Source organism: Pseudomonas guariconensis (genome assembly GCF_015680235.1).
Lineage (GTDB): Bacteria > Pseudomonadota > Gammaproteobacteria > Pseudomonadales > Pseudomonadaceae > Aquipseudomonas > Aquipseudomonas guariconensis_A.
Map to the genome: position 1 here is coordinate 1 of NZ_JADLJL010000016.1, position 23,488 is coordinate 23,488.

The window sequence follows — 23,488 nt, forward strand, 5'->3', positions numbered from 1 at the left end:
CAGGCAACCCCTGGCGTTCGCAGGCCTGGCATTGGCCGGGAGGGAGTGCCGATTCGGCGATGACATGGGCGATGTTCTGGCTGAGGTTCATGGGTAGACCTCAGGTGAAGCTTTCGAGGCCTTGTTGGAAGCGCATGAAATTGCAGCGAAGATCATCTTGTACCCAGATGAGTGGTGGCTGTAGCGCTGGCGAGGCATAAGAATTCCTTGTCCGTTGAGCTGCCGAGCAGGCGAAATCTCCATCACCTGCCATTGAGAGCAGGTACGAAGAGAGCAGGTACGAACGTTAGGGCAGAGTGCCTTCAGGAGGACAACTCTTCCTTCCTATGCACTTGTAGGACGCTTCGCTTTTTTTGCATTTAGCGCTTCCTGCATACCGCCATCTCAGGGTACGTCCCGAAAGTTTCATCAACCTTCACCTGCCGAGTTGGCCCGTTCCCTGCTATATCCCAGCCAGCGAATTTGATCGAATGGTCAGGCCGGCGTGGTTGCATGGCGCGGTGCATGACCTTCTTTGGCGGCCATGAGGCCAGGTATTTCAAGGGCCACAGGATGTCATTGGCGGAGCAGGTCGAAAAAACCGGGAAGGAGGCGGGTTGGAGTGCGCAGTTGCAATTGCGCTTCATCCAACGCCAGGGCATGACCCGCCTTGGTGCGCGCCGGCATTTCGGTCCTCTTTTGGTGCAGCGTCCGTTTCATCCGGAAGGGGCGCCGTGCCATGTCTATGTGCTGCACCCACCTGGCGGCATCGTTGCCGGTGACCGGCTGGTGCTGGATGTGCACCTCGAACCGGGCAGCCACGCGCTGCTGACCATGCCGGGGGCGAGCAAGTTCTACCGCAGCATCGGCCCGACCGCGCAGCTCGGGCAGCGTTTTCACCTGGCTGCCGGCAGCACCCTGGAATGGCTGCCCCAGGACAGCATCTTCTTCAACGGGGCCCGGGCCAGTCTCGACAGCCGTTTCACCCTCGAGCCCGGCGCCCGGTTGCTGGCCTGGGAAACCCTGTGCCTGGGCCGGCCGGTGATGGGCGAGCGCTTCGTGCAGGGTGCCCTGGACAGTCGCCTGCATATCGAAATGCCCGACGACCCAGGGCTGCACGAGCGGCTGCGTATCGAAGGTGGCCGATTGGAGAAGCTTGGCGGTCATCCCTTGGTCGCCACTTTTTGCGCCACCCCTGCAACTACCGCTGTGCTGGAGAAGGCGAGGCAAGTGCTCGAAGGGCTGGGCAGTCCGGCCGGCGCCACCTTGCTTGGGCCGTTGCTGGTGATTCGCTTGCTCGACCACGACAACCAACACCTGCAACACACCCTGCAGCGCCTCTGGCACGTGCTGCGTCCGGCCATCCTTGGCCTGGCCCCGTGCCCGCCGCGCATCTGGGCCACCTGAGAGAGACGCCATGGAGCTGACCCCGAGAGAGAAAGACAAACTGCTGTTGTTCACCGCCGCGCTGTTGGCCGAGCGGCGCCTGGCCCGAGGCGTGAGGCTCAACTACCCCGAAGCGGTGGCGCTGATCAGCGCCGCAGTGCTGGAGGGCGCGCGCGATGGGCGCACGGTCGCCGAGCTGATGAGCCTGGGCCGCGAGGTACTGCAGCGTGAACAGGTCATGGAGGGGGTGCCCGAGATGCTGCATGACGTGCAGGTCGAGGCGACCTTTCCCGACGGCACCAAGCTGGTGACTGTGCATCACCCCATTGTGTAAGGAGCCGAGCATGATTCCCGGAGAAGTCCAGGTCGCCGACGGCGACATCGAGCTCAATGCTGGCCGCGAAACCCGCCGCGTCAGCGTGGCCAACCATGGCGACCGGCCGGTGCAGGTCGGGTCGCATTATCACTTCTATGAAGTCAACCAGTGCCTGGTCTTCGAGCGCGAAGCGGCGCTTGGGTTTCGCCTCGACATCCCCGCCGGCACCGCGGTGCGCTTCGAGCCGGGGCAGGCGCGCACCGTGCAGCTTGTGGCCTATGCCGGCAAGCGTGAGGTCTTCGGCTTCCAGGGCAAGGTGATGGGCGCGCTGGAGGGCAGGGCATGAGCCGCATTTCCCGGCAGGCCTATGCCGACATGTTCGGCCCCACCGTGGGCGATCGCGTGCGCCTGGCCGATACCGCCTTGTGGGTCGAGGTGGAAAAGGACTTCACCGTCTATGGCGAGGAGGTCAAGTTCGGCGGCGGCAAGGTCATCCGCGACGGTATGGGCCAAGGCCAGATGCTCGCCGCCGACGCCATGGATCTGGTACTGACCAATGCCTTGATCATCGACCACTGGGGTATCGTCAAGGCCGACATCGGTGTCCGGCACGGGCGTATCGCCGCCATCGGCAAGGCGGGCAACCCCGACGTGCAGCCAGGTGTCACCGTGCCGGTCGGCCCCGGCACGGAAGTGATCGCCGCCGAAGGCAAGATCGTCACCGCTGGCGGGATCGACTCGCATATCCACTTCATCTGCCCGCAGCAGGTGGAAGAAGCGCTGACCAGCGGCGTCACCACCTTCATCGGCGGTGGTACGGGGCCTGCCACCGGCACTAATGCCACGACCTGTACGCCGGGCCCCTGGTACCTGGCGCGCATGCTCCAGGCCGCCGACAGCCTGCCGATCAATATCGGCCTGCTGGGCAAGGGCAACGCTTCACGGCCTGAAGCGCTGCGCGAGCAGATCGCCGCCGGTGCGGTGGGCCTGAAGCTACATGAGGACTGGGGCTCCACGCCCGCCGCCATCGACTGCTGCCTGGGCGTGGCCGAGGAGCTGGACGTGCAGGTGGCGATCCATACCGACACCCTCAACGAATCCGGTTGTATCGAGGACACCCTGGCGGCCATCGGCGATCGCACCATCCATACCTTCCACACCGAAGGCGCCGGGGGCGGCCATGCGCCGGACATCATCCGCGCGGCGGGGCAAGCCAACGTGCTGCCGTCATCGACCAACCCGACCTTGCCGTACACGGTCAATACGGTCGATGAGCATCTGGACATGCTCATGGTCTGCCACCACTTGGACCCGAGCATCGCCGAGGACGTGGCCTTCGCCGAGTCGCGCATCCGCCGCGAAACCATCGCCGCGGAAGATATCCTCCATGATCTGGGCGCCTTCGCCATGACTTCGTCCGACTCCCAGGCCATGGGGCGGGTCGGCGAGGTGGTGCTGCGCACCTGGCAGGTGGCGCACCAGATGAAGCTGCGCCGTGGGCCGCTGGCAGCGGACGGCAGCTACAGCGACAACTTCCGGGTCAAGCGCTACATCGCCAAATACACCATCAACCCGGCCCGGACCCACGGCATCGCCCATGAAGTGGGTTCGGTGGAAGTGGGCAAGCTGGCCGACCTGGTGTTGTGGTCGCCTGCCTTCTTCGCGGTCAAGCCGGCGCTGGTGATCAAGGGTGGAATGATCGCCAGCGCGCCGATGGGCGACATCAACGGTTCTATCCCGACCCCGCAGCCGGTGCATTACCGCCCCATGTTCGGTGCCCTGGGCGCGGCGCGGCACGCCACGCGCATGACCTTTCTGCCCCAGGTGGCGATGGGGCGTGGCCTGGCCGATGAGCTTGGCCTGCGCAGCCTGATCGGCGTGGCCCACGGCTGCCGGCGGGTGCGCAAAGCCGACATGGTCCATAACGACCTGCAGCCGCATATCGAGGTGGATGCCCAGACCTACCAGGTGCGCGCCGACGGAGAGCTGTTGGTATGCGAACCGGCCTGCGAGTTGCCGCTGGCCCAGCGTTATTTCCTGTTCTGAAGGAGTGCCCATGATTGTCCTGACCCGCCGGATCGCCGAAGCCGAAAGGGTGACCGGCACCGTCACCCTGGATGTGGACCGCCGCATCAAGAGCCGTTTGCGCATGACCCTGGACGATGGCCGTGAAGCCGGGCTGATGCTCGAGCGCGGCCATTTGCTGCGCGGTGGCGAATTGCTCGCCGATGCCCAGGGCATGCAAGTCGTGAGAGTACTGGCAGCCCCCGAGCAGGTATCCACGGCGCGCTGCGCCGACCCGTTGTTGCTGGCCCGTGCCGCCTATCACCTGGGCAACCGCCATGTGCCGCTGCAGATCGAGGCGGGCTTTTTGCGTTACCAGCACGACCATGTACTGGACGAGATGCTGCGCGGCCTCGGCCTGACCGTGCTGGTCGAGCAGGCGCCTTTCGAGCCGGAGGCCGGTGCCTACCAGAACGCGCCTCACGGCCACGATCATCCGTTCGTGCGTTTACCCGTCCATTCCTGAAATACCTTGGAGCATTCGATGAAAAAGACTTTCGCCCTTGCCTTGCTGCTGGTGGCCTTGCCGGCCTTCGCCCACCCAGGTCACGACAGCAATCCCTTGCAGGACGGCCTGCTGCACCCCCTCACTGGCCTGGACCACCTGCTGATGTTGCTAGGCACCGGTGTGCTGGCAGCCTTGACCCGGCGCCACCTCGGCCTGCCGTTGGCTACCTTGGCGGCCATGTTCGCCGGCGCGGTGTGCGGTCATCTGTTCGGCGGCGTGCTGGGCATGGAAACCATGATCGCGGTGTCTGTTCTGGTCGCGGCGGGTGCCTTGCTGCTACCGAACCGGCAACTGTCGCTGGCCCTGGCCATGCCGGTGTTCGCGCTGTTCCATGGCTGGGCCCACGGCGTGGAAGCCACCCCAAGTGCATTCTGGTTGTTCAGCGCAGGCTTCGTCACCGTCAGTGGCCTGCTGCTGGTGGCAGGCTTCGCCCTCGGCTGCCTGCTGCGCCGTCATAGCCGCCTGCAGAAGGTCTTTGGGGGCGGACTGCTGGCCGGCGCTGCATTCGTGCTGGTCGGCTGATGAGCGGTGACCTGGCGCTGCTGCGCCTGCTGCAACTGGCCAGCCCCGGCCTGCCGGTGGGCGGTTTCACCTATTCCCAAGGCCTGGAATGGGCGGTGGAGGCTGGCTGGGTGCAGGATGTCTCGAGCTTCGCGGCCTGGCAGCGCCAGCAGATGTACGACACCCTGGGGCTGCTCGATTGGCCGGTGCTGGCGCGGCTGCACCGGGCTTGCTTGGACGGCGATATCGAGCGCTTCGACCATTGGTGCCGCTTCCTGCTGGCCAATCGGGAGACCGCCGAGCTACGGCTGGAAGAGCAACAGCGCGGCAGCGCCCTGGCACGCATGCTCGACGGCTGGCAACTGGGCCAGGCCCCGGCTTGGCGTGCGAGCCTTGCACGTTGCCAGCTGGGCGGCATGGCCTGGCTTGGCGCGCATTGGTCCATTGCGCTGCGCCAGTTGGCCCTGGGCCATGGCTTCGCCTGGCTGGAGGGCGCGGTGACCGCAGGGGTTAAGTTGGTGCCGTTTGGTCAGCAAGCCGCCCAGACCCTGCTGCGGGACTTGAGCGAAGAGCTGCCCGCCGTGCTCGAAAGCGCCCTGACCCTCGCAGACGACCAGCTCGGCGGTGGCCTGCCACTGCTGGCGATCGCCTCGTCATGTCACGAAACCCAATACACCCGTTTGTTCCGATCCTGAGGACTGCCTTGATGCAACATTACCAGCAACCCCTGCGCGTCGGTGTCGGCGGCCCCGTTGGCTCCGGCAAGACCGCGCTGCTCGAAGCCTTGTGCAAGGCCATGCGCGACCAGTACCAGATCGCCGTGGTGACCAACGACATCTACACCAAGGAGGATCAGCGCATCCTCACCGAGGCCGGCGCGCTGGAGCCCGAGCGCATCGTCGGTGTGGAAACCGGAGGCTGCCCGCATACCGCTATCCGCGAGGATGCCTCGATGAACCTGGCTGCCGTGGAAGCGCTGGCGCGCAAGTTCGGCAACCTCGAGGTGATCTTCGTGGAGAGCGGCGGCGACAACCTAAGCGCGACGTTCAGCCCGGAGCTGGCCGACCTGACCATCTACGTGATCGATGTGGCCGAGGGCGAGAAAATCCCGCGCAAGGGCGGGCCCGGTATCACCAAATCGGATTTCCTGGTGATCAACAAGACCGACCTGGCGCCCCATGTCGGCGCCTCGCTGGAGGTGATGGCGCATGATACCCGGCGCATGCGCCCGGAGCGGCCGTGGACGTTCAGCAATCTGAAGAAGGGGGAGGGGCTGCAGGCGGTGATCGACTTCATCGTCGAACGTGGAATGCTGGGCGTCGGCTGAACGGGCAACGGCGTCCACAGCCTCGATAGTGTTGAGGCGAAGGTGCCTCGAGTCGCTGTGCGTCGACAGTGATACCGGCCAGCCAGCTCAGGGTTCAAAGGCCTTTGCGCTGGTCGGTCGGATGCCCCTGCAACGAACCCACGAGCTTGAGCGTGGTGCCGTCGGCCAGCGTCAACACAAGGTTTTCGAGGGTCCCGGCCAGGCGATCCGGAAAGATCGGCTGACCGTCGGGGTCGACATCGTCGTAATAGAACCGCGTGCCTTCAAGCCAGCCGAGGGCCGTCTGCAAGTCGGGGCCGAGGTAGTACTTGCCGTCGAGGAAGAAGCCAGTGAACTGCCAGGTACGCTCCTCGTTATCTACCGTGTAGCGTTCGCCAGGTTGCATGCCGGTTTTGGGATCGAGCATTCGATGAGCCTCCAATGGTGGTGGTTATGGGGTAGAAAACCCCTCCTGCGCAGAGGTTCCTTACAAGAGACGGAAGTGTTTCTGACTGTGGCGCGATGGAATCGCTGGCAACCTGCGCAGTCCCACCTGATAGGTGGGCATACATGAAGCCCGATATCCCTCGCCATGGAGAAATGTCATGAAAGCAGTGGTAATGACCGCATTGCTGGCCACCGCCGGCCTCGCCCAGGCCGCCCAGACGGTGGAGTTGAAACTGGCCGGCCCGGATGGCCCAGGCAAGCCGATCGGCACGGTCATCCTCGAGCAGGGCCAGTATGGCACCGTGCTCACCCCGGACCTCAAGGACCTGCCACCTGGCGTGCACGGTTTCCACCTGCATCAGCGCCCCTCGTGCGAGCCTGCCCAGGAGAACGGCAAGCCGGTGCCGGCCGGTGCCGCAGGCGGGCATTGGGACCCGGATGCATCCAACGCCCACAAAGGCCCCTACGATGACAGCGGCCACCGCGGCGACCTGCCGGCGCTGTATGTCGGTGCCGACGGCAAGGCCACGACGCCGGTATTGGCGCCACGGCTCAAGGCAGAGGACTTCAAGGGCCATGCCCTGATGGTGCATGCCGGTGGCGACAATCACAGCGACCACCCCGAAAAGCTTGGCGGGGGTGGGGCTCGGGTGGCGTGCGGTGTCGTTCAATGAAAAATATGCTCAAGCCATAGGCAAATCCTTGGCCACCGAAGCGCCGGCCGAGCCGGCGCTAGGGTAAGGTGGCGGGAAAGATCCCGTGCGCCGCCAACGGCGCCAGAGAGGTGCCTGTGGCTTCCTATACCTTGCGTCAACTCAAGTACTTCGTCACCACCGTGGAGGCTGGCAGTGTCGCCGAGGCGTCACGCCAGCTGTACATCGCACAGCCCTCCATTTCCACGGCTATCAAGAGCCTGGAGGAGAGCTTCGGTGTTCAATTGTTCATCCGCCACCACGCCCAGGGCGTGTCGCTGACACCCAGCGGCAAGCGTTTCTACGCCAAGACCAAGGCCCTGCTGCAGATGACCCACGAGTTCGAGCAGAACGCCCTGGCCGACAACGACACGGTGGCCGGGCAGATCGACATCGGGTGTTTCGAGACGGTGGCACCGTTGTACCTGCCCAGGTTGATCGCCGGCTTTCGCGAGCGCTACCCGGGCGTGGATATCCGCCTGCGCGACGGTGAGCAGCAGGACCTGATCCAGGGGCTGACCGCCGGCACCTTCGACCTGGCATTCCTCTACGATCATGACCTCGACGGCACCATCGAGGCCGAGCCATTGATGGCGCCGCAAAAGCCCTACGTACTGCTACCGGAGAAACACCGCTTCGCAGGCCAGGCCCAGGTGTCCCTACGGGACCTGTGTTCGGAGCCGATGATTTTGCTCGACGTGGCGCCGAGCCGTACCTATTTCGTCAGCCTGTTCAACGAGATGGGCCTGACGCCGAACATCGTCTTCAGTTCGCCGTCGATCGAGATGGTGCGGGGAATGGTGGGGCAGGGGTTCGGTTTTTCGCTGTTGGTGACCCGGCCGCATTCGCCCTACACCTACGACGGGCAGCGCTTGGTGACCGTGGATATCGCCGAGCCGGTGACGCTGTCGGGGCTGGCGGCGGCGCGCTTGAAGCGCGTGCAACTGACCAAGCCGGCGCAATTGTTCGTGGAGTTCTGTCGGGAGCAGCTGGAGCAGCTATAGAAAGCATCGCGGGACAAATCGAACCTGTGGGAGATCACCCAACCCTCCCGGGCTGCGCTGTCGCACAAAGAACAAGCGGCTAGCGCCGTCCCCTCTGTGGGAGCGGGCTTGTCCCGCGATTGGGCCGCAGAGCGGCCCTCGTTGCGTCACGATTGATCCGGCACCACGGCGATCACATCGATTTCCATCAACCATTCAGCCTGTGCCAACCCCGCTACCACCAGCCCGGTAGAAATCGGGAACACGCCCTTGAGCCACTTGCCGACCTCCTGGTACACCGGCTCGCGGAAACGTGGGTCGGTGATGTAGGTGGTGGTCTTGACGATATGCGACAGGTCCGAGCCGGCTTCCTCGAGCAACTGCTTGACGTTCTTCATCGCCTGTTCGGCCTGGGCCCGGGGGTCGCCCAGGCCCACCAGGCGGCCTTCGAAGTCGGTGCCCACTTGCCCGCGTACATAGACCGTGTTGCCCGCGCGTACTGCCTGGCAGAGGTCGTTGTCCAGCGTCTGGTTGGGGTAGGTCGCCTTGGTGTTGAACATGCGGATACGGGTATGAGTAGGCATCAGTGCGCTCCGAGGGTGCTGACTTTCTTGATCGAGGACGGGGTCTGTTCGGCATCCGCTTCGCGCTGCTGGCGATCGCGGTAGGCCTGGTAGGTACGTTGGGTGGCGATGTGGCCTGCCACATGCTTGGCGTCGTGCCATACGCCCCAGATGAACGACGAGCCGCGTCGCGACAGCCAGGGCAGGCCGAGGAAGTACACGCCAGGCTCGCGGGAAACGCCGCGTTGGTGCTGTGGCTTGCCGTTTGCGTCGAAGGTGTCGACCTGCAGCCAGCTGAAATCCACGCCATAGCCAGTGGCCCAGATGATGGTGCTGACGCCTGCCTTGGCCAGGTCCAGTTCACGCAGCGGGTTGTTGATGCAGTCGGGGTCCGGGAGGCGCTTGCGGGCCTCGGGCTCCTCCGGCAGGTCCAGGCCGTTGCGTTCGATATAGGCATCGGCGGCATCGAGCAGGGCCAGGTAGTTCTCATCGCCGCGGCGGATGTTGTCGGCCAGGTCCGCCTGGAAGCGCACCACGCCGTTGTCGAACGACTGGGTCAGACCGACCAGGGTCATGCCTTGGTGGGCCAGGGCGCGGAAGTCCACGGTATGGCCGCCGCGGGCACCGCTGACGGCGATGGTCACGTGTTCACGGCCGGGCTTGGCGATTTCCGCATCCCATTCGCCGAGCACACCCAGCCACCAGCAGAAATCGCGGTTGCGGTAGCTGCGCGGGGGGCGGTCATGGGCGCCCACCGACAAATACACCTGGCGCCCCGCGCGCATCAGTTCCTCGGCGATCTGCACCCCTGAAGAACCCGCGCCCACTACCAGCACGGCGCCCTCGGGCAGTTGCTCGGGGTTGTAGTAGGCGGCGGAGTGGATCTGGTACAGGCGTTCATCCTTCGGCGCGATGGCTGGAATCACTGGGCGCTGGAACGGGCCGGTGGCGGCCACCACGCGGTTGGCATGGATCACGCCCTCGCTGGTTTCGATGGTGAACCCCGGGCGATCGGCGTTGCGCATCACGCGCTTGACGTCGACGCCGGTGCGCACGGGCAGGTTGTAGGTGCGCACATAGGTCTCGAAATAGTCGGCGACCTGGTCCTTGCCGGCGAAGGCGTCCGGGTCCAAGTCGAATTCAAGGCCCGGGAAGCGGTCGTGCCAGACCGGGCCGTTGGCCACCAGCGAGTCCCAGCGCCCGGTACGCCAGGCCTCGGCGATGCGCTTGCGCTCGAGTACCAGGTGCGGCACGCCGAGTTTGCTCAGGTGTTCGCTCATGGCCACGCCGGCCTGGCCGGCGCCGACCACGAGGGTGTCGATTTCGATGTTGTTCAATGTCATGTCTGAGCCCTTCTTCGAAGGCGGTTCTATTCAGGTCGGTGGGGTACCGCCTTTGCCTGGAGCCAGACTAGGGACGCCGCTTGCATCGCGAAAATATTATTTAGCTAATGCTTGTCCATAAATTAACGAAGGCCTTGAACGGCGAGCCTTTCAGGCGTGTCAGCAGGGTTTGGGAATACACGTTCCTTTATTTTTATTGCCTTAGTTTTTTGCTTGCCAAGCCCTAGGAAAAAGTTGGTTTCGTGGGCCATTGGCTTCTGCCCAGAATGCGTCTACCCGCGCGCAAAGTGCTTGTTTCGCGCGGCACCCCCCCATCAGGAGCCCTGGAACATGACCTTTTCCATCATCGGCCGCTGCCCGGAAACCGGCCAGCTCGGAATCGCCATCAGCTCGTCGAGCATCGCCGTGGGGGCTCGATGCCCCTGGGTGCGTGCCGGCGTCGGCGCGGTGGCCACGCAGAACATCACGTTGCCAGCCCTGGGGCCCCAGGTTCTGGACGCCCTGGAGCGCGGGCAAGTGCCGAGCGCAGCCCTGGACCAAGTGCTCACGGCCAATGGCTGGAGCGAGTATCGCCAGGTGACCGTGATCGACAGTCAGGGCGAGGTCGCCCTGTTCACCGGCAAGGAAGCGCTGGGTGTGCACAATGCGGTGGCCGGCCAGCAATGCGCGGCCGCGGGTAACTTGTTGTCCTCAATCCAGGTGATAGAGGCGATGGTCGAAGCCTTCGAACAAACGGTAGGGCACCTGGGTGACCGTTTGCTGGCGGCCATGCACGCCGCAATGGCTGCCGGTGGCGAAGCGGGGCCGGTGCATTCGGCCGCGATGAAAATTGCCGGTGACCTGACCTGGCCGCTGGTCGATTTGCGGGTGGACTGGGCCGACGAAGACCCCATCGGCGCCTTAGGCAAACTCTGGCAGACCTATCGCCCACAGATGCAGGACTACGTGACCCGCGCACTGAACCCCACCGCGGCGCCCAGCTATGGGGTGCCGGGCGATGAATGAGCCGAACAGCCGTGAGCTGCTGGCGCGGCTTGTGGGTTTTGCCACCGTCAGCCGCGACTCGAACCTGGAGCTGATCGGCTTCATTCGCGATTACCTAGCCGAGCTGGGGGTGGCGTGCGAGTTGTTCCATAACGATGAAGGCAGCAAGGCCAACCTGTTCGCCACCATCGGTCCCCAGGACCGCGGTGGTGTGGTGCTGTCCGGGCACACCGACGTGGTACCGGTGGACGGCCAGGCCTGGACGGCCGACCCCTTCACCCTGACTGAGCGTGATGGGCGTCTCTATGGGCGTGGCACCGCCGACATGAAAGGCTTCATCGCGTCGGTGCTGGCCGCGGTGCCAGCGTTTCTTGCCCAGCCATTGAAGCTGCCGGTGCATCTGGCGTTTTCCTACGACGAAGAGGTCGGCTGCCTGGGCGTGCGCGCCATGCTCGCTGCCCTCGAGCAACGTACGCATAAGCCACGGCTGTGCCTGATTGGCGAGCCCACCGAACTCAAGCCGGTGCTCGGCCACAAGGGCAAGCTGGCCATGCGCTGTCAGGTGCAGGGCGCAGCCTGTCATTCGGCGTATGCACCCTATGGGGTCAATGCCATCGAATACGCCGCGCGGCTGATCGGCAAGCTGGGGCAAATCGGCGACAGCCTAGCCCGGCCCGAGCACCACGACGAGCGCTTCGACCCGCCGTTCTCCACGGTACAGACCGGTGTGATCAGCGGGGGCAGGGCGCTGAACATCGTTCCGGCCGAATGCGCGTTCGACTTCGAGGTGCGGGCCTTGCCTGGCTTCGAGGCCCAGGCCGTGGCCGACCAGTTGCAGGCCTATGCCCAAGCCGAGTTGTTGCCACGCATGCGCGCGGTGAGTGCCGACAGCGACATCCGCTTGCAACCGCTCAGTGCCTACCCGGGCCTGGCGACACCAGCCGACAGTGAGGCGGCGCAACTGGTGGCGCTGCTCAGTGGTTCGAATGCGTTCGGCACCGTGGCGTTCGGCACCGAAGGTGGGCTGTTCGACCAGGCGGGGATCCCGACCGTGGTGTGTGGCCCGGGCAGCATGGACCAAGGGCACAAGCCGGATGAGTTCGTCAGTGTCGAGCAATTGCGTGCGTGCGATGCGATGTTGTTGCGGTTGGTGAAGCACCTGAGCCTTGGCTGAGGTTTGTTCCGACGCCATCGCGGGGCAAGCCCCACACAGAAGTGCGTGGGAGCGGGCTTGTCCCGCGATCAAGGGCGAAGCCCTTGCCAGGCGACGGTGATATCGGGCCCGGCCCAATCGCGGGACAAGTCGGATCGCCGCACCGCCGCTCCCACAAAGGGCCCGCAAAATTAAATAGTTATGCGTTGTTCTATGGGAGTGGGCTTGCCCCGCGATGGTGCGGGTTCAGCAACGAAAGCCTTCCAGGCTTACATCGCCTCAGGCTTGAACAGTGGCTTCTTCATCACACCCTTGATCCACACCACTGCGATCAGCGAAACCACTGCCAGCACCACCCCGGCAACGCCGAAGATCCTGCCGGCCATCTCGGGGCTCGGCGAGGCATACCAGATCGCATATAGCATCCCGCCAATGCCGAACACTTGCGGCAGTGGGTAGAACGGTGTGCGGAACGGACGCGCCAGGTGCGGGTAGCGACGGCGCAGGGCGATCACATCCAGGTGCACGATGATATACGCCAGCAACCAGGCCAGGGCCGCGGAAAGCAGCAGCAGGTTGATCGCCGCAGCGTTCTGGCCCATCACCAGGATCGGCAGGCCGGTGATGGCGGCGACGAACAGCACCGCTACCCAGGGTGTATTGGCGCGGGGGCTGAGCCGCTTGAACTGCGGGAACGCCTGGCCGCTGCAGGCCATGCCGTAGAGCATCCGCGGGATGGCGGCGAGCGAGGTGTTGAGGGTACTGCAGGTGGCGGTGACCGCCGCGATCACCAAGAACACTTCGCCGGTCTTGCCGAACACCGTGGTGGCGAACAGGTAATGCGGCAAGGCATCGGTAGACAGCGCCTGGCGTGGCACCAGGAACAGCGCGCCCAGGCCATACAGGGCGATGGTGGCGAAGATCACGGTCAGGCCGATCATCATCGAACGCGGAATATTGCGCTCTGGCTTGCGGGTTTCCTCTACCAGCGAGCAGACGAACTCGGCGCCGACGAAGCCCCACACGGCCATGGCAGTCAATGCCAGCACGCCTGCGCCCATCGGGTTCCAGTCGCCTTGCAGCAGGGCATGGGTAGCGCCGGCGTCATGGCCTTCACGGATGGCCGCGATGCCAAGGATCAGCAGCACGATGACCATCACTACCGCCATGGCGTTCTGCAGCTTGGCGAAGATGTCGATGCCCATGAGGTTGAGCACGGTGAACAGGCCAAGCACGGCGAAGGCCACCGAGAATTGCGGGAAGGCCCCGGGGTAGACCTTGGCGACGATCAGGTCGAGCAGCAGCAACTCGGCCGACAGGGCGAACATGGCCACCACTACGTAGCCGGAAAAGGTCGCCAGGATGGCCGGGAAGTGGCCCAGGGCGACCTCGGTATAGCTGGAGAGGCTGCCGGCGCGGGGAATGAGCAAGGCCAGCTCGGAGAACGAACAGGCATAGCTCAGCGCCAGCAGGTAGGCCAGGCCCAGCGGCACGATGAAGCCAAGGCCCGCGGCACCAACGCCTTGCAGCATCATTACCATTACGCCCTGGGACACCACCAGGCCGATGGCCACGGCCAACAGCGACCCCAACCCCAGTACCCGGCGAAAGCCGGCTTGATTCGCCTGCGCGGTGGCAGGCATGGACGCACTCGTACTCATCGTGTTCACCGCTCTTTGTTGTTGTAGTTGCGGCGAATACTGGAACAGGGGGCGGAAACGGAAAATTATTAAAAATATGCTCGGTAGGCAGGAAAAAGTTGGGTAGACCTGGCGATGATGTGTAGGAACGGCCTTATGCCGCGAAAGGGCCGCAAAGCGGCCCCGAGGCTCGGTTCAGAATGTCGCCTTGACCTGCAGCCCCACGACCAACGCATTGTCGATGTCCTGCCCGGAGAAGGCCCCCGGCTCGATGATGTATTGCACATCCGGCCTAAGGTTCAGCCACGGCGTGGCCTGGTAGCCATAGCTCAGCTCGATCAGCTGCTCGGCGCTGTCCAGGTTGGGGAAGCCTTGCCCAGCGGCCAGCGCCGTATCCTCGAGCACATCGCGACTACGGGGGTTGGGTACCGCGCGACCATAACCCAGGGCCAGGGTGTCGCGCGGGCGTCCCTCGAACGGCTTGTACAACACAACGCCCGCGCCATACCACTTGGTGAACGGCGAGGCCGCCTTGCTCGATGCAGAATACTGGCCGAACGCATGGAGGCTACGGCCGGGCGATGCCGGATCGTTCCACACGGCCTGGTCGAGCAGCAGGTAATGACCGCCACGACCGGAGACCTCCTTCTCGCTGCCGATGCGTTTCACGTCGGAGCTGTCGTAGTAGTAGCCCAGCTTGTACTCGCCTGGCAGCTCGCCCTGCAGCTTGTACACCAGCTCCACCGGCACCACCGTACCGGTGGTGTGCTTGGGCCCCAGGTGCCAGGCACGACTGGAATTGCCGTTGCTTTCGGGGTCGACATTGAACGCCGCCACGCGCAGTTGCCAGGCTGGCGACAGGTCATATTTCACCCGTACCCCCAGATGCGCGTTGGGATAATTGGTCCAGCCGCTGCCACCGGACATGTTCAGCGGGTGACCGCAGAAACCGGCGTTCATGAAGTTGCACAGGATGACACTGTCCAGCCCGCCCAGGTCATTGCCCATGGCCATGTAGCCGAGCTTGACGTTCAATGCCGGCGTGAACAGGGTGCGCTCGTAGCTCAGTTCGGTCAGGCGGGTATACAGGCCGCCATAGTTCTCCTGGATCGGCAGGCGGTTGCCAACCAGGTCTTCGGAGGCGCTGTTGCCACGGCGGTCGTTGAGGGTCAGCTGGACTTTGCCGCCGTTGTCCAGGTCATAGAGCTTGGAGAGATCGAACTGCACACCGAGCTTGAGGTTCTGCGAATAGCGCGCCGAACGGTGCAGGCCGCCATGGGCGTTGTAGGCGGTTTCGCCGCTGTAGTCGCCGGTGAACTTGATGCCGTCTTCCTCCAGCTGGTGGCGTAGGCCGCCCCAGTCGCCGGTCAGGGTGTCACGGGTCATCAGGTCGTTGCTGGCCAGGGCGCTGGTGCTGGCCAGAGCCACGAGCAGGGCAGTGGGGGTGACGCGAAAAACGGGTGGCATTGCAAAGTCTCGGGGTTATCAATAAGGAATAAACGCGGGCTCCCACAGGCCAGCGGTATGCACGGTCCTTGTGGGAGATCGCCCAGCTCTTCGGGCTGCGCTGTCCCCCTTGTGGGAGCGGGCTTGCCCCGCGATCAAGGGCGACGGTGTTACCAGGCCTGGCCCAATCGCGGGACAAGCCCGCGCCCAGAAGGGCCTGCCAAGGCTTGCCCCGCGATGGGCGACGGGTTTTATGGCAAGGCGTAGGCCATCACATAATCGCCACGGTCAGTGGACTGGCGCGCACCGCCGGCGGTGACCACCACGTACTGCTTGCCGGTCTTGGGCGAGACGTAGGTCATCGGACCGCCCTGGCTGCCGACTGGCAGACGGGCCTTCCAGATCTCGCTGCCATTGCTGCTGTCATAGGCACGCAGGTAGAAGTCCTGGGTGCCGGCGATGAACACTAGGCCACCTTGGGTCGACAGGGTGCCGCCGAGAGTCGGCAGGCCGATCTTGATCGGCAGATGCATGCGAATGCCCAAGGGGCCGGTGTCTTCGACGGTGCCCACCGGTACCTGCCAGGCGATCTGGCGGCTCTTCATGTCGATGGCGGTCAGGGTGCCGAACGGTGGCGCCTGGCACGGAATACCGGCCACCGACAGGAAGCGGTTCTTGTTCACGGCATAGGGGGTGCCCTTGAGCGGTACGGCGCCCATGCCGGTATTCAGCGCTTCACCACCGGAGGCAGCCTGGCCCTTGTTCTGCGACGGGATCATCTGGATCCACAGGCCCAGGCGCATGTCGTTGACGAAAATGAAGCCGTGCACCGGGTCGGTGGAGATGCTGCCCCAGTTCATGCCGCCCAGCGAGCCTGGGAAGCTCAGCGACAGGTCGGTGCCCGGCGCGGTGTACAGGCCGTCGTAGCGCATCTTCTTGAAGTCGATGCGGCACAGCAGTTGGTCATACGGGGTAGCACCCCACATGTCCGATTCGGTCAGTGTCTGCGCGCCGATCTGCGGCATGCCCACCGACTTCGGTTGGGTTGGCGAATACGGTTCGTTCGGAATGTTACTTGGCTTGACCGGTACTTCGTCGACTTGGGTCAGCGGCTTGCCGGTGGCACGGTCGAGCACGTAGATCTGCCCGGCCTTGGTGCCGATCACCACTGCAGGTACCGACTGGCCGTCATCCTTGGTGAAGTCGATCAGGCTCGGCTGCATCGGCAGGTCGAAGTCCCACAGGTCGTTGTGCACGGTCTGGAACACCCACTTCTGGTTGCCGGTGGTGGCGTCCAGGGCAAGCACCGAAGCGCCATAGGTGTGGTCCAGCTTGCTGCGTTCAACGCCGTAGATATCGGTGGACGACGAGCCCATCGGCAGGAACACGGTATTCATCGCCGGGTCGTAGGACATCGGTGCCCAGCTGTTCGGGGTGCTGCGCACGTAGGTGCTGTCGCCCTGCGGGGCCTGGCGGTCTTCCGGGTTGCCTGGGTCGAAGGCCCAGCGCATTTCACCGGTGGTCACGTCGAAACCTCGGATCACGCCGCCTGGCATGTCGGTCTGGACGTTGTCGGCGACACGGCCGCCGACCACCACGGTGGTGCCGGCCATCAGCGGGGCCGAGGAGAGCTGGTAATACGAGTCCGGGACATCGCCCAGGCCAGCCTTGAGGTCGACCTGCCCGTTGTTGCCGAAGCCTTGGCAGAACGCACCGGTGTCGGCGTCGACTGCGATCAGGCGGCCATCGATGGTGTTGGTCAGCAAGCGGCGTTGGCAATTGGCACCGGCCGGTACGCTGGCGGCGACGATCGGCGAGCTGTGGGGCTGGGTCGGTTGGGCCAGCGGCGCAGTCGCGTCGAAGTAGGCCATGCCGCGGCAACGCTGCCAGACCTTGGACTGGGCGTTGATCTCGTTCTTCCAGATTTCCTTGCCGGTGTCGGCATCCAGCGCGATGAGGTTGTTGTGCGGGGTGCAGATGAACACCTTGTCGCCTACCTGCAACGGGGTCAGTTGATCTTCGGCACCATTGCCGTCGCTGAGCGCCACGTCGCCGGTGCGGTAGGTCCAGGCGACCTGGAGCTTGTCGACGTTGTCACGGTTGATCTGGTCCAGGGCAGCGAAGCGGCTGCCGCCTTCGGTATTGCCATAGTGGGCCCAGTCTTTCTGTGTCTTGGCCGGTTCGACCGGCGTCAGGCCCGGCCCTTTGCCGGTCGGGGCAACGCTTGGGTGGGCAACGAACATGTTGCCGGCGGCAACCGCCAAGGCTACGGCCAGGACGCCTGCCACGCCATAGGCGCCACGGCCGGCGCAGCCACCACTGGCACGCACCAGCATCGGGTACACCAGCGCCACCACCAGGCCAATGGCCGAGAACATGAACAGCCGCGAGAACAACGGCCAGAAGACCAGGCCGGCGTCCATCACGGCCCAGATCGCGGTGCCGACCAGAAACGCGGCGAACAGCCAGGCGCCAGCAGGCTTGCGTCGGGCGATGAGCACGCCTGAGATGGCCATGGCCAAGCCACCGACCAGGAAGTACCAGGAACCTCCCAGGCCGGCGAGCTTGATGCCGCCAGCGACCAGGAGCAGGCCGAGCAGGGCGATGATCACGCCCAGGCCGACCAGGATGAAGTTTGAGGCGCCGGAGGCGCGAGGTGTTTGTGTCATTGCCAAGGATCTCGCAGGTGGGACTGTGTGCAGTTTAGGCCCTTAGCAAGCTAATTAACAAGTTAGTACACAATTTTTCGAGGCGGATTGTCGCAGGCAGGGAACTCGCTAGAAGGCTAGGAAAAGCCTTAGATCATGTCGGTGAAAACGCAGAAAATTCAAGGATCTTGGGTCTTTATCGACTTCGCTGGAGTAGCGGCGAGCGTCAACGACGCAGCCCCTCCATCAAGCATTTCAGCGCGCCCTTGATCCGTTCTGCCGCGTCTTTGGGATCATCCTGGGCGATGACCCACATTCCGCTGTCGCCCATGGCGCCATTGATCAAATGGGCCATGGCCACGGGATCGAAGTCGCGCAGTACGCCTGCCTGCTGCAACGCCACCAACCCTTCGATCATGGGGCCGATGTAACTCTGCTCCTCAAGCTCGCGCAGACGCGGGCCGAGTATCGCCGGCGCGTCCTGCAGGAGGATGCGGCGAAGGGCCGGGTCGTGCAGCAGGTCGTAGTAGTGCAGGCAGGTATCGAGGTAGCCCTCCCAGGGATCGCTGTGGGTGGCGAAGCGTGCATCCAGTGCTTGGTTGATCTCGTCGAGCAAGTGGGTCACCACTGCGGTGAACAAGCCGGCCTTGCCACCGAAATGATGGTGGAGGGCGCCACGGGTAAGGTCGGCTTCGGCACATAAATCGTCCATGACCACGGCGGCGAAGCCCTTTTCGGCGAAGTGGCGACGGGCAACGGCAATGAGGCGTTCGGTGGTGTCTGCACGCATGGCGGCGCGGCTGCGGCGTGGTGTGGGCATCGGATAATTCCAGGGCAATACGAGGGTTCGAAATTAACATACGTTGCGTATGTCATTAAGTGGTATTAGCATACGCGGCGTATGTAAATTGAGGTTCGTTTCAATGTCCGTTTCCCTCGCGTGCCGCAGGACCACCTGGCTGGCGGAGCTACCGGCCTTGCTGCGCCTGGCCTTGCCTTTGGTGCTGGGCCTTTCTGCCAGCGAATTGATCAGCCTGACCGATACCCTCATGCTGGCTTCGCTGGGGACCGTGGTGCTCGCCTGCGTGTCGCTCACGGCCAGCGCGGGTTTGATCTTCCATGCCGGTCTTTACGGCATGTTGGCGACGCTGAGCGTACGCGTGGGGCACGCCTTCGGTGCAGGCGATACCCATGCCGTGGCCCGGACGTTGCGCGCGGGCCTGGGCTATGGGCTGCTGCTTGGCATCCTGGGCTGCCTGGCGATGATCGCGATCCTGCCGGTGCTGGAATGGGCCGGTGTACCGCTTCCGGCGATGCACCTGCTCGAACCCTATTGGCAGGCGATGGCGGTGTTTCTGATTCCGTTCTGCCTGGCGGTGGTGTTCAAGGATGTACTGGAAGCCATCGGCCGACCCTGGGTGGCGGTGATGGTGGTGATGAGTGCGGTGCTGTTCAACATTCCCTTGAGCTATGGCTTGATCCATGATCATTTCGGCTTGCCCGCCCTGGGCTTGATGGGGGCAGGTATCGCCAGCGTGCTGGCCGAAGGCCTGGCTGTGCTGCTGGCTCTGACCTATTGGCGACTGGCGCCGTCGTTGGCTGTCTATCGGTGTGCCGCGCCCGGAAAGCGACTGGCCTGGCGCACGCTGTTGGGTGAAGGCTGGCCGCTGGGCCTGGGTTACCTGGCCGAAGCCGGTGCGGTGGTGGTCGCTGCCTGGATGCTGGGCTGGCTGGGCACCGCGGCACTGGCGGCCAACCAGGTGGTACAGTCGATCGGCGGGTTGTTGTACATGTTGCCGCTGGGTATGGCCGCTGCGGTGAGCATTCGTATCAGCCAAGCCCAGGGGCGCGGGGAGGGCTTGCGGATCAGCGCCATCGGCAGTGCCACATTCATCAGCGTGACAGCTTGGATGGCCGCCAGTACCGTGCTGTTGGCGCTGTTCGGCCGACGGATCGCCGAGGCCATGAGCGACGACCCGCAGGTTATCGCCATTGCCGTGCCGATGTTCGTGGTGGTGGCGGCCATGCAGGTTGCCGATGGTCTGCAATCTACGGCACTGGGCGCCTTGCGTGGCCTGCAGGATTACCGTTGGCCGGTGGGGGTGACCCTGGTCAGCTATTGGCTGCTGGCGTTGCCGTTAAGCTATGGCTTGGCCTTTCATTCGCCGTTGGGTGCGGTGGGGGTCTGGGTCGGCTTTGCCGCTGGCCTGGCCGTGGCTGCGGTATTGCTGCCACGGCGCTTTTACCGCCTGCAATCGCAGGCCGCCTCTGGGGTGGCCTGCGCGAGGTCAGTCGATGGTCAGGTTGTCGAGCACAATGCGTGAGCCATCCTCCATGTTGCTCATCAAGCGAATCACTGCGGGGGGCGTAACGGTCATGGTGTGGCGCCCGAAGTGCATAGGTCCTACCGCTTCGGAGTCCACCAGCACCGTCTCATGGCCGTCGAGTTCGGTGACGCTGCAATAGCTGTTGCAACCCCAGGAAAACTCAACCGTTCGCGTGCCAGTATCATTGCCGTTCGGGTCCACAGGGAAATCCAGCAGGTTGTCTACGACCAGGTATTTACCGGTGACCAGGGAGGTACCGAGGTTCGTATCCTGAATCTCGATGAATTCGGAGGCGCTGGCAGTGAAGCCCATGCCGCCTGAAACCAGGTCTGCGGGTTGTCCGGTGGGCATGTCTTCGAAATCCACTTCCAAGCGAGGTGCCGTCAGGCCTACCGCCTGATCAGTCTCGAGGAAGCTGATGACGGTGGTTGCGTGTCGGTCCCGTGGGAATGCCAAGCGTATGAGTGGCAGTGTCTGACCGTACTGTTCGAAATAGCGCGCCTGGTCGATGCGTGCCTTTGCTCTGGATTCCAGGTTTCGCGCCGGATAGAAGAACGAATGCAACGGGAGTTGGGCGCCATCGCCGGTTCGCCAGGTGGAAAGCATCAGCTCGTCGAAGGTTTCCCAGGCAAGCCCTGTCAGGCCCTGGTGTGCGTCGATGGATGACTTGAACCAGGCGGCGGTGGCTTCGCGTCCTTCGCGAATGTCCCAGCCACAAACCTTGTTGGTGGTCGCAGTCCTGGAATATTTGCTCAACCAGTCGGACGCGGTGTGGATGTTGAGGTTCTGGCAGGTATCGGTCAGCTCGGGTACCTCCGCCATCGGGCCGCAGCCTTGCAGGTCGGGGCGTTGCCAAGTGTTGGCGTTGATCGGGAACGAGCAGAGCACTTTGATGTTGTCGAGCCTGCCCGGCGGAGTGGCGTGGCCGGGGTAGAAGATGAAGCCGTTCCAATTTTCCCAGGTCCTGGCGAATGTATGGTCGCGCCTTAGCCAAGAGAAGGACACGCCGCCCAGTGCGATAGCCCCGGGGCTTGGGTCCCACGGCAGGAAATCCGGGTTGGTATCGGTTGCCCGTAGCATCAGGCCGCTGCACAAGTGCGCGGGTTTGTCCGGGCCGCCGCAGTTATCGGGCGTTGCGTTGAACCAGGTATTCAATTCGCTGGCGGCCTTGGCGCCCCGTTGGCTCAGGTCCTCCATAGGCGCTTCGGCGAATGCTGGCTGGCGGGTGGGGCCGAGTGGGGTGTTGGCGGCGTGTAACGGGCTGCTAAGGGCCAGCCCGCCAAGGATATAGACCAGAGGGCGCATCGTGAGGTCTCGTCAGTTTCTAGGGCCGGTTGAAGATCAACCGCGTCGGAGCCCAGTGTCGAGCGCGTGTCTTGCCAACGCTACAGCCATTACCTGACGATGCCCGACTATGTAGCTGAAAGCCCTGTAGCTAAAAGCTGATGATGATGTGGCCACCCTGTCGTTTGGCTCAGCGCCCCAACGGCAAGGCCAGACCGATGAGTGCGAACAAGGCCCCGCAGCTGCGGTTGAAGCCACGCCCACCCTTGGCCAGCCAGGGGCGGATGCGAAAGGCCAGGCGTGCCAGCAGGTATTCGACGAAAAATTCCACGCTGGCGAACGTCGCGGCCATGATCACGAACTGCATCGCCAGGCCGCGCTGGGGGTCGATGAATTGCGGCAGGAATGCGCCGTAGAACAGCAGTACCTTGGGGTTGGCCATGGCCGACAGGAAGCCTTGGCGGAACAAGCTACCGTTGCCCAGGTTGGTGGCGCCTTCGGCCAGTTCCAGGCGCATTGCCGGGCTGCGCCAGAGTTGAATGCCCAGCCACAGCAGGTAGGCCCCACCGACCCACTTGAGTATCTGCAACAACGAGGCCGAGGTGTGGAGCAAGGCGCTCAGGCCGAACATGGCCAGGGCGATCAGGGCACTGAAGCCGAACACACCACCTACGATGGTGAACAACGTGCGACGGGCGCCGTAGAGTGCGCCATGGCTCAGGGCCAGCAGGCTATTCGGACCGGGGGTCAACGACAGGCCGATGCTGGCCAGCAAATAGAGAAGCCAGGTATCCAATGCCATGAACAGTGCCTTTGGCTAAAGAAAGGACGCCAGTCTAGGGCACGAAACGCTGTTTGGAGGGTAATATTCGGACATTCTATGGAGGTTTCTGGACACGCTTTAATGACCCCCGATGTTCGCCTGTTGATCCTTCCCTTGCCGGAATTTGCTCTGTTGCCGTTCGGCGCGTTCCTCGACAAGCTGCGCTTCAGCGCCGACGATGAGGATTACAGCCGCCAGCGTTATTGCAACTGGGCATTGCTGGGCTTGGATGCGCAGCCCGTGCCTTCAAGCAGCGGTGCGGTGGTTCAGGTGGACGTTACCGCCGAGCAAGCAGACTTCAAAGGTTATGAATACCTGGTCTTGTTCGGCGGACGCAGCGCCGCTGCAACGGCCGCCCTGGCGCCGCGTTACCGGGCACTGCTCAAGCGTGCCGTGCGAGCCGGAGTGAAGCTGGTATGTATTGATAACGCGGCGTTTCTACTGGCCGCCTGCGGCCTGCTCGATGGCCACAAGGTGGTGGTGCATTGGCGGCACGAGGCCGAGTTTCGTGCCTCGTTCCCCCATCTGCAGGTGCAGCGCGAGCAGCTGTACTGTTTCGATGGTACGCGTATCAGCTGTGCCGGGGGCACTGCGGCCATCGACCTGGCGGTAGAGCTGTTGTCACGGGCCTGTGGCCGGGCCCGGGCGCTCAAGGGGTTGGCCGACATGCTGGTGGACGAGACCCGCGACAGCCGCCATGCACTGCGCTCCCTGGAAGCCGGGGCAGGGCAGGGACGTCAGGTCCAGCGTGCCACCGCGCTGATGCGTCATCACCTGGCGGCGGCGCTGTCGGTCGAACAGCTGGCAGCCGAGCTGGGCATCAGTCGCCGCCAGTTGGACCGCCAGTTCCTGGCCAGCCACGGCATGAGTGCCAAGGCCTGGTGGCAGGAAATGCGACTGCAGCAGGCGCGCTGGCGCTTGGTCAATTCAAGCCATAGCCTGGCGCAGATCGCCGATGAAGTGGGTCTCGGGGATGCCAGCTACCTGGGCAAATGCGTGCGGCGGCGGTTTGGTTGTACGGCGTTGGCGTTGCGAGAGGGTGCGCCGCAGCAGCTGCGGGGCCAGTGAGATCGCGCGCCGCGCGGGCGGCGCGCC

Annotated in this window: 22 protein-coding genes and 1 pseudogene; 14 read left to right on the forward strand and 9 right to left on the reverse strand. The window is 64.0% G+C overall.

Annotated elements, in window-relative coordinates; translation table 11 throughout:
* Positions 1–552 precede the first annotated feature (552 nt).
* From IRZ56_RS12960 to ureG, 8 genes are read left to right on the forward strand one after another with little or no spacing between them, the layout of a single operon-like run.
* Positions 553–1,386, forward strand: a complete 834-nt coding sequence (locus tag IRZ56_RS12960; RefSeq protein WP_196145385.1) for an urease accessory protein UreD — start codon at positions 553–555, stop codon at positions 1,384–1,386.
* Between the two features lie 10 nt (positions 1,387–1,396).
* Positions 1,397–1,699: an urease subunit gamma gene (locus IRZ56_RS12965; RefSeq protein ID WP_196145306.1), complete on the forward strand. Its 303-nt coding sequence runs from the start codon at positions 1,397–1,399 to the stop codon at positions 1,697–1,699.
* A 10-nt stretch (positions 1,700–1,709) separates the two neighbouring features.
* On the forward strand, positions 1,710–2,027 hold the full coding sequence (locus IRZ56_RS12970) for an urease subunit beta (RefSeq protein WP_196145307.1): 318 nt from the start codon (positions 1,710–1,712) through the stop codon (positions 2,025–2,027).
* The gene (gene ureC / locus IRZ56_RS12975) at positions 2,024–3,727 is read left to right on the forward strand and encodes an urease subunit alpha (protein ID WP_196145308.1); all 1,704 of its coding nucleotides are present in this window, start codon (positions 2,024–2,026) and stop codon (positions 3,725–3,727) included. Before IRZ56_RS12970 ends, ureC begins: the two co-directional genes overlap by 4 nt.
* A gap of 10 nt (positions 3,728–3,737) precedes the next feature.
* On the forward strand, positions 3,738–4,211 hold the full coding sequence (gene ureE, locus IRZ56_RS12980) for an urease accessory protein UreE (protein ID WP_196145309.1): 474 nt from the start codon (positions 3,738–3,740) through the stop codon (positions 4,209–4,211).
* A gap of 18 nt (positions 4,212–4,229) precedes the next feature.
* Complete coding sequence (locus tag IRZ56_RS12985) at positions 4,230–4,775, forward strand: HupE/UreJ family protein (protein ID WP_196145310.1); 546 nt, start codon at positions 4,230–4,232, stop codon at positions 4,773–4,775.
* Entirely contained in the window at positions 4,775–5,449 is a 675-nt protein-coding gene (locus IRZ56_RS12990; RefSeq protein ID WP_196145311.1) for an urease accessory protein UreF, read from the forward strand. The genes IRZ56_RS12985 and IRZ56_RS12990 overlap by 1 nt, the downstream gene beginning before the upstream one ends.
* Before the next feature lie 11 nt (positions 5,450–5,460).
* Entirely contained in the window at positions 5,461–6,081 is a 621-nt protein-coding gene (ureG, locus tag IRZ56_RS12995) for an urease accessory protein UreG (RefSeq protein ID WP_196145312.1), read from the forward strand.
* Between the two features lie 94 nt (positions 6,082–6,175).
* Here ureG and IRZ56_RS13000 read toward each other — a convergent pair whose 3' ends face one another.
* Complete coding sequence (locus tag IRZ56_RS13000) at positions 6,176–6,487, reverse strand: hypothetical protein (protein ID WP_196145313.1); 312 nt, start codon at positions 6,485–6,487, stop codon at positions 6,176–6,178.
* A 178-nt stretch (positions 6,488–6,665) separates the two neighbouring features.
* Here IRZ56_RS13000 and sodC point away from each other — a divergent pair, with 178 nt between their 5' ends.
* Entirely contained in the window at positions 6,666–7,181 is a 516-nt protein-coding gene (sodC, locus tag IRZ56_RS13005) for a superoxide dismutase family protein (RefSeq protein ID WP_196145314.1), read from the forward strand.
* Between the two features lie 116 nt (positions 7,182–7,297).
* Positions 7,298–8,203, forward strand: a complete 906-nt coding sequence (locus IRZ56_RS13010; protein ID WP_196145315.1) for a LysR substrate-binding domain-containing protein — start codon at positions 7,298–7,300, stop codon at positions 8,201–8,203.
* A gap of 146 nt (positions 8,204–8,349) precedes the next feature.
* Here IRZ56_RS13010 and IRZ56_RS13015 read toward each other — a convergent pair whose 3' ends face one another.
* Positions 8,350–8,766: a RidA family protein gene (locus IRZ56_RS13015; RefSeq protein ID WP_196145316.1), complete on the reverse strand. Its 417-nt coding sequence runs from the start codon at positions 8,764–8,766 to the stop codon at positions 8,350–8,352.
* A pseudogene (locus IRZ56_RS13020) lies at positions 8,766–10,122 on the reverse strand (flavin-containing monooxygenase). The gene IRZ56_RS13015 and the pseudogene IRZ56_RS13020 overlap by 1 nt, the downstream one beginning before the upstream one ends.
* 296 nt (positions 10,123–10,418) lie before the next feature.
* Here IRZ56_RS13020 and IRZ56_RS13025 point away from each other — a divergent pair.
* Together IRZ56_RS13025 and argE are read left to right on the forward strand one after the other, a co-directional pair.
* Positions 10,419–11,093: a DUF1028 domain-containing protein gene (locus IRZ56_RS13025; protein ID WP_196145318.1), complete on the forward strand. Its 675-nt coding sequence runs from the start codon at positions 10,419–10,421 to the stop codon at positions 11,091–11,093.
* Positions 11,086–12,246 carry an acetylornithine deacetylase gene (gene argE, locus IRZ56_RS13030; protein ID WP_196145319.1) on the forward strand — a complete coding sequence of 387 codons (1,161 nt, stop codon included), beginning with the start codon at positions 11,086–11,088 and terminating at the stop codon, positions 12,244–12,246. The genes IRZ56_RS13025 and argE overlap by 8 nt, the downstream gene beginning before the upstream one ends.
* Before the next feature lie 248 nt (positions 12,247–12,494).
* On the opposite strand, the gene IRZ56_RS13035 is transcribed toward argE, so the two are convergent.
* The 4 genes from IRZ56_RS13035 to IRZ56_RS13050 form a co-directional block, all read right to left on the reverse strand.
* Positions 12,495–13,868 (reverse strand): APC family permease, encoded by a 1,374-nt coding sequence (locus tag IRZ56_RS13035; RefSeq protein ID WP_196145320.1) that lies wholly within the window; start codon positions 13,866–13,868, stop codon positions 12,495–12,497.
* A gap of 192 nt (positions 13,869–14,060) precedes the next feature.
* Positions 14,061–15,332 (reverse strand): carbohydrate porin, encoded by a 1,272-nt coding sequence (locus IRZ56_RS13040; protein WP_196145321.1) that lies wholly within the window; start codon positions 15,330–15,332, stop codon positions 14,061–14,063.
* Positions 15,333–15,562: 230 nt separating this feature from the next.
* The gene (locus IRZ56_RS13045; protein WP_196145322.1) at positions 15,563–17,980 is read right to left on the reverse strand and encodes a glucose/quinate/shikimate family membrane-bound PQQ-dependent dehydrogenase; all 2,418 of its coding nucleotides are present in this window, start codon (positions 17,978–17,980) and stop codon (positions 15,563–15,565) included.
* Between the two features lie 205 nt (positions 17,981–18,185).
* Entirely contained in the window at positions 18,186–18,779 is a 594-nt protein-coding gene (locus IRZ56_RS13050) for a TetR/AcrR family transcriptional regulator (RefSeq protein ID WP_196145323.1), read from the reverse strand.
* A 103-nt stretch (positions 18,780–18,882) separates the two neighbouring features.
* On the opposite strand from IRZ56_RS13050, the gene IRZ56_RS13055 reads away from it, so the two are divergent.
* Entirely contained in the window at positions 18,883–20,283 is a 1,401-nt protein-coding gene (locus tag IRZ56_RS13055; RefSeq protein WP_196145324.1) for an MATE family efflux transporter, read from the forward strand.
* Here IRZ56_RS13055 and IRZ56_RS13060 read toward each other — a convergent pair.
* Positions 20,248–21,591, reverse strand: coding sequence for a hypothetical protein (locus IRZ56_RS13060; RefSeq protein WP_196145325.1), 1,344 nt, complete (start codon positions 21,589–21,591; stop codon positions 20,248–20,250). The two genes, IRZ56_RS13055 and IRZ56_RS13060, sit on opposite strands and share 36 nt — an antisense overlap.
* A gap of 169 nt (positions 21,592–21,760) precedes the next feature.
* A complete protein-coding gene (locus tag IRZ56_RS13065; RefSeq protein WP_196145326.1) occupies positions 21,761–22,372 on the reverse strand; it encodes a LysE family translocator in 612 nt (203 codons plus the stop codon).
* Positions 22,373–22,474: 102 nt separating this feature from the next.
* Between IRZ56_RS13065 and IRZ56_RS13070 the strand changes: the two genes are divergently transcribed.
* The gene (locus tag IRZ56_RS13070; protein ID WP_196145327.1) at positions 22,475–23,461 is read left to right on the forward strand and encodes a GlxA family transcriptional regulator; all 987 of its coding nucleotides are present in this window, start codon (positions 22,475–22,477) and stop codon (positions 23,459–23,461) included.
* Positions 23,462–23,488: the final 27 nt, after the last annotated feature.

Excerpts from the sequence above, each read along its gene's own strand:
- IRZ56_RS12985 (WP_196145310.1), top strand. The coding sequence starts at position 4,230 with ATGAAAAAGACTTTCGCCCTTGCCTTGCTGCTGGTGGCCTTGCCGGCC.
- IRZ56_RS12990 (WP_196145311.1), top strand. The coding sequence starts at position 4,775 with ATGAGCGGTGACCTGGCGCTGCTGCGCCTGCTGCAACTGGCCAGCCCC.
- IRZ56_RS13060 (WP_196145325.1), bottom strand. The coding sequence starts at position 21,591 with ATGCGCCCTCTGGTCTATATCCTTGGCGGGCTGGCCCTTAGCAGCCCG.
- IRZ56_RS13040 (WP_196145321.1), bottom strand. The coding sequence starts at position 15,332 with ATGCCACCCGTTTTTCGCGTCACCCCCACTGCCCTGCTCGTGGCTCTG.
- IRZ56_RS13065 (WP_196145326.1), bottom strand. The coding sequence starts at position 22,372 with ATGGCATTGGATACCTGGCTTCTCTATTTGCTGGCCAGCATCGGCCTG.
- IRZ56_RS13025 (WP_196145318.1), top strand. The coding sequence starts at position 10,419 with ATGACCTTTTCCATCATCGGCCGCTGCCCGGAAACCGGCCAGCTCGGA.
- IRZ56_RS13035 (WP_196145320.1), bottom strand. The coding sequence starts at position 13,868 with ATGCCTGCCACCGCGCAGGCGAATCAAGCCGGCTTTCGCCGGGTACTG.
- ureC (WP_196145308.1), top strand. The coding sequence starts at position 2,024 with ATGAGCCGCATTTCCCGGCAGGCCTATGCCGACATGTTCGGCCCCACC.
- IRZ56_RS13015 (WP_196145316.1), bottom strand. The coding sequence starts at position 8,766 with ATGCCTACTCATACCCGTATCCGCATGTTCAACACCAAGGCGACCTAC.
- IRZ56_RS13045 (WP_196145322.1), bottom strand. The coding sequence starts at position 17,980 with ATGACACAAACACCTCGCGCCTCCGGCGCCTCAAACTTCATCCTGGTC.
- IRZ56_RS13055 (WP_196145324.1), top strand. The coding sequence starts at position 18,883 with ATGTCCGTTTCCCTCGCGTGCCGCAGGACCACCTGGCTGGCGGAGCTA.
- IRZ56_RS12960 (WP_196145385.1), top strand. The coding sequence starts at position 553 with ATGTCATTGGCGGAGCAGGTCGAAAAAACCGGGAAGGAGGCGGGTTGG.
- argE (WP_196145319.1), top strand. The coding sequence starts at position 11,086 with ATGAATGAGCCGAACAGCCGTGAGCTGCTGGCGCGGCTTGTGGGTTTT.
- ureE (WP_196145309.1), top strand. The coding sequence starts at position 3,738 with ATGATTGTCCTGACCCGCCGGATCGCCGAAGCCGAAAGGGTGACCGGC.
- IRZ56_RS13000 (WP_196145313.1), bottom strand. The coding sequence starts at position 6,487 with ATGCTCGATCCCAAAACCGGCATGCAACCTGGCGAACGCTACACGGTA.
- sodC (WP_196145314.1), top strand. The coding sequence starts at position 6,666 with ATGAAAGCAGTGGTAATGACCGCATTGCTGGCCACCGCCGGCCTCGCC.
- IRZ56_RS12970 (WP_196145307.1), top strand. The coding sequence starts at position 1,710 with ATGATTCCCGGAGAAGTCCAGGTCGCCGACGGCGACATCGAGCTCAAT.
- IRZ56_RS13070 (WP_196145327.1), top strand. The coding sequence starts at position 22,475 with ATGACCCCCGATGTTCGCCTGTTGATCCTTCCCTTGCCGGAATTTGCT.
- IRZ56_RS13050 (WP_196145323.1), bottom strand. The coding sequence starts at position 18,779 with ATGCCCACACCACGCCGCAGCCGCGCCGCCATGCGTGCAGACACCACC.
- IRZ56_RS12965 (WP_196145306.1), top strand. The coding sequence starts at position 1,397 with ATGGAGCTGACCCCGAGAGAGAAAGACAAACTGCTGTTGTTCACCGCC.
- ureG (WP_196145312.1), top strand. The coding sequence starts at position 5,461 with ATGCAACATTACCAGCAACCCCTGCGCGTCGGTGTCGGCGGCCCCGTT.